This window comes from Streptomyces capoamus (genome assembly GCF_014654935.1).
Lineage (GTDB): Bacteria > Actinomycetota > Actinomycetes > Streptomycetales > Streptomycetaceae > Streptomyces > Streptomyces capoamus.
In genome coordinates, this window is record NZ_BNBF01000010.1 from 6,412 (window position 1) to 11,030 (window position 4,619).

4 protein-coding genes are annotated in these 4,619 nt (G+C 72.6%); all 4 read left to right on the forward strand.

The genetic code is table 11. The features are described 5' to 3' along the window. On the forward strand, positions 1–717 hold a 717-nt coding region (locus IE312_RS40535; protein ID WP_229899963.1), incomplete at its 5' end, for an S-methyl-5-thioribose-1-phosphate isomerase. Positions 718–956: 239 nt separating this feature from the next. After that, on the forward strand, positions 957–1,646 hold the full coding sequence (gene mtrA, locus IE312_RS17345; protein ID WP_187279108.1) for a two-component system response regulator MtrA: 690 nt from the start codon (positions 957–959) through the stop codon (positions 1,644–1,646). 1 nt (position 1,647) lies between these two features. Continuing rightward, positions 1,648–3,873, forward strand: coding sequence for an MtrAB system histidine kinase MtrB (mtrB, locus tag IE312_RS17350; RefSeq protein ID WP_229899964.1), 2,226 nt, complete (start codon positions 1,648–1,650; stop codon positions 3,871–3,873). Beyond that, positions 3,863–4,619, forward strand: a 757-nt coding sequence (locus IE312_RS40540; protein ID WP_502266975.1) for an LpqB family beta-propeller domain-containing protein, incomplete at its 3' end; no start/stop codon positions are given. The genes mtrB and IE312_RS40540, both read left to right, overlap by 11 nt.

Consider the following 4,619-nt stretch of genomic DNA (forward strand, 5'->3'; position numbering starts at 1 on the left):
CGGATGGCGGCCCATGGTCTGACGCTGCTGGACGAGCTGCTGCCCGGCGGCGGGCACCGGATCCTGACCCACTGCAACACCGGTTCGCTGGTGTCGGGCGGGGAGGGCACGGCCTTCGCGGTGGCCCTGGCGGCGCACCGGATGGGGCGGCTGCGGCGGCTGTGGGTCGACGAGACGCGTCCGCTGCTGCAGGGCGCTCGCCTGACGGCGTACGAAGCGGCCCGCAGCGGTATGGCGTACACGCTGCTCACCGACAACGCGGCAGGTTCCCTGTTCGCGGCGGGTGAGGTGGACGCGGTGCTGATCGGGGCGGACCGGATCGCGGCCGACGGCTCGGTGGCGAACAAGGTGGGGAGCTATCCGCTCGCGGTGCTCGCCCGGTACCACCATGTGCCGTTCATCGTGGTGGCGCCGGTGACGACGGTCGACCTGGACACCCCCGACGGGGCGTCGATCGAGGTCGAGCAGCGCCCGGGCTTCGAGGTGACGGAGGTCGCGGCGCCGCAGGTGCCGTTCGCGGGGGCCGGCGGCGGGGTGCCGGTGGCTCCGCTGGGGACACAGGCGTACAACCCGGCGTTCGACGTGACGCCGCCCGAGCTGGTGACGGCGATCGTCACCGAGGAGGGCGCCGTCTCCCCCGTGACCGCGGAGGCACTGGCGGAGATGTGCGCCAGGTCGTCGGCCGGTGCGCCGTCGGCGGTCCGCCCCGCGCCGTAGGGACACCGACGGCGACGGACAGGGAGGGACGGGGACGGCTGCGTACGACCGCCGTCACCGGCTGGTCGTCGGGTAGCGGGCCGGCCGGGGGCGCGCTCGCGTACCCTCTGATCCGCCTCCGGATCCGTGGCTGACATCGATCCCCCGGGCCATGGGCAGACAGTGACGGTCCCGTACGACTATCGTCACAGGCCAGTGACCCTGCTCACCAGCGCCCCGGTCACCGTTACGAGAATGGGATGATGTCGTTTATGAAGGGACGAGTCCTTGTCGTCGACGACGACACAGCACTGGCCGAGATGCTCGGGATCGTGCTGCGTGGTGAAGGTTTTGAGCCGTCTTTCGTAGCCGACGGCGACAAGGCGCTGGCCGCTTTCCGTGAGAGCAAGCCCGATCTGGTGCTGCTCGACCTGATGCTGCCCGGACGGGACGGCATCGAGGTCTGCCGGCTGATCCGGGCGGAGTCCGGGGTGCCGATCGTGATGCTCACGGCCAAGAGCGACACCGTCGACGTCGTCGTGGGCCTGGAGTCGGGAGCCGACGACTACATCGTCAAGCCGTTCAAGCCGAAGGAGCTGGTGGCCCGGATCCGGGCGCGCCTGCGCAGGTCGGAGGAGCCGGCGCCGGAGCAGCTCACCATCGGTGACCTGGTCATCGATGTCGCCGGGCACTCGGTGAAGCGGGACGGACAGTCGATAGCGCTGACCCCGCTGGAGTTCGACCTGCTGGTCGCGCTCGCGCGCAAGCCGTGGCAGGTGTTCACCCGCGAGGTGCTGCTCGAGCAGGTGTGGGGTTACCGGCACGCGGCGGACACCCGGCTCGTCAACGTGCACGTCCAGCGGCTGCGCTCCAAGGTCGAGAAGGACCCGGAGCGGCCGGAGATCGTGGTGACCGTCCGTGGTGTCGGATACAAGGCCGGACCGAGCTGACATGTCCGGGGACAGTGCCGCTTCGGCCCCCGGCGGTTCCGGGGCCCGCCCGGGGCGGCCTGTCGGCCGGCCGGCGGCGGGTGCGCGTTTCCGGGCCCTGTTCCACGGCGGGGTGTTGAACGGCGGGGTGCAGGGCAGCCCGGTGCTGCGGCTGTTCCTGCGCTGGGTACGCCGTCCGCTGCTGCCGGTGATGCGGCTGTGGCGGCGCAACATCCAGCTCCGGGTCGTGGCCACCACCCTGCTGATGTCGCTGGGCGTCGTCCTGCTGCTGGGCTTCGTCGTGATCGGACAGGTCCGCAACGGCCTGCTGGACGCGAAGGTGAAGGCCTCGCAGAGCCAGGCCACGGGCGGGTTCGCGGTGGCCAAGCAGAAGGCCGACGAGGCGGCCAGTGGCGCCGGTGCGGCCACCGGTGACGGGACGTCGACCGCGGACGGGCGCCAGTCGGAGACGGTCATCCCGTGGATGAGCGACCTCGTGGAGTCGCTGTCCAGCGGTGGCGCGGGCGCCTTCGAGGTGGTGACGCTGCCCGTGGGCGACGACAGCGGCGGCGGCCGCAGCCCGCGCGGCTCCGGGAACGTCAACCCGACCTCCAGCGTGCCCGCGGCCCTGCGTGAGCGGGTCAACAGCGGTACGACGGCCGTGCAGAGCAACACGCGGATCGTCTACGACGGCGGCAAGGAGTCGCAGCCGGGCCTCGCCATCGGCAAGCAGGTCAGCGACCCCAACGGCCGTCCCTACGAGCTGTACTTCCTCTTCCCGCTCACGCAGGAGGAGAAGTCCCTGAGCCTGGTCAAGGGCACCCTCGCCACGGCCGGGCTGTTCGTCGTCGTGCTGCTCGGCGCCATCGCCTGGCTGGTGGTGCGCCAGGTCGTCACGCCGGTGCGGATGGCGGCCGGGATCGCGGAGCGGCTGTCCGCCGGGCGGCTGCAGGAGCGGATGAAGGTCACCGGCGAGGACGACATCGCCCGTCTCGGCGAGGCCTTCAACAAGATGGCCCAGAACCTGCAGGTCAAGATCCAGCAGCTGGAGGACCTGTCGCGGATGCAGCGGCGGTTCGTCTCCGACGTCTCGCACGAGCTGCGCACCCCGCTGACCACCGTCCGGATGGCCGCCGACGTGATCCACGAGGCGCGTGAGGACTTCGACCCGGTGACCGCGCGGTCGGCCGAGCTGCTCGCCGACCAGCTGGACCGGTTCGAGTCGCTGCTGGCGGATCTGCTGGAGATCAGCCGTTTCGATGCCGGCGCGGCGGCGCTGGAGGCGGAGCCGATCGATCTCCGGGAGGTCGTCCGGCGGGTGGTGAGCGGTGCCGAGCCGCTGGCCGAGCGCAAGGGCACGCACATACGGGTGGTCGGCGACCAGCAGCCGGTCGTCGCCGAGGCCGACGCGCGGCGGCTGGAGCGCGTCCTGCGCAACCTGGTCGTGAACGCCGTCGAGCACGGCGAGGGCAGGGACGTCGTGGTCAAACTGGCCGCGGCGGGCGGGGCCGTGGCCGTCGCGGTCCGGGACTACGGTGTCGGGCTGAAGCCCGGTGAGGCGACCCGGGTCTTCAGCCGCTTCTGGCGCGCCGACCCGGCACGCGCGCGCACCACCGGCGGTACCGGTCTCGGCCTGTCGATCGCCCTGGAGGACGCGCGGCTGCACGGGGGCTGGCTGCAGGCCTGGGGCGAGCCGGGCGGCGGGTCCCAGTTCCGGCTGACGCTGCCCAGGACCGCGGACGAGCCGCTGCGGGGCTCGCCGATACCGCTGGAGCCCAAGGACTCGCGCCGTAACCGCGGTCTGGCCGACGCCGGCGCGCAGCGCGGGGGTGAGGAGAAGCGGGCGACCGTCCCGGTGCAGCAGGCCGGCGCGCAGGCGCCCGCGCTGCCGCCGCGCACGCCGGTCGCGCCGCGGCTGGCCAGCGGCAGCCCCGCCGCCGACCCGACCGCCCTGCCCGGCAGCGGCAACGGCGCGCGCGTGGTGCCCCGGCCCACCGGCGGCACCCGCCGTCCGGGCGACGCACCCGCCGCGCGCCCCGTGTCCGAGGCGAGCGCGGACCGGCCGGACACGGCCCCGCCGAAGGACACTGGCACGCCGAAGGACTCGGCCACGCCCAAGGACTCGGCCATATCGAAGGACTCGGCCGCATCGAAGGACTCGGCCGCATCGAAGGACTCGGCCGCATCGAAGGACTCGGTTACGCCGAAGGACACGACCGAGCCAGGGGAGGCATTTCGTGGCCGCTGACCGCACGGGGGGCGCACGGCGGCGGCCGGCGCGCGCGGTGGCGTACGCCGCCATGGGAGTCGTACTGCTGGCCGGTTGCGCCTCGATGCCCGACAGCGGGGACCTGCGGGACGTGGAGTCCACGCCGCGGCAGGACACCGGTGTCCGGGTGTTCGCCATGCCGCCGGCCGACGGCGCCGGTCCGGGCGAGATCATGCAGGGCTTCCTGGAGGCCCTGACCAGTGACGACCCGGGGTACGACACGGCACGCAAATACCTGACGGCCGATGCGGCGGACAAGTGGCGGCCGGACCTGTCGACCACCGTCCTGGCGAACGGGCCGACCATCCAGACCGACTGCCGTCCCGGCGGCCGCGACGAGACCAGCAGCATCACGTGCGTGCTGGCCGGCACCCGGGTCGCCACGGTCGACGCCCAGCAGGCCTACCAGCCCGCGGACGGCTCCTACCGCAAGAAGCTGCACCTCACGAAGAATCCCAAGAGCGGGCAGTGGCGCATCGACGGGCTGCCCGACGGTGTCGTCATGGGCAAGTCGGACTTCCAGCGCAACTACAGGTCCGTCGACAAGTACTACTTCGCCTCCAACGCGGCGGTCGGGGCGAGCGGGCAGCCGGCGGCGGTCGCCGACCCGGTGTTCGTGCGCAGCAAGGTGGAGCCGATGACCCAGATGGTCCGCTCGCTGCTTCAGGGGCCCACCGACTGGCTCCGGCCGGTGGTCAGGTCGAGCTTCCCGACCGGTACGGCGT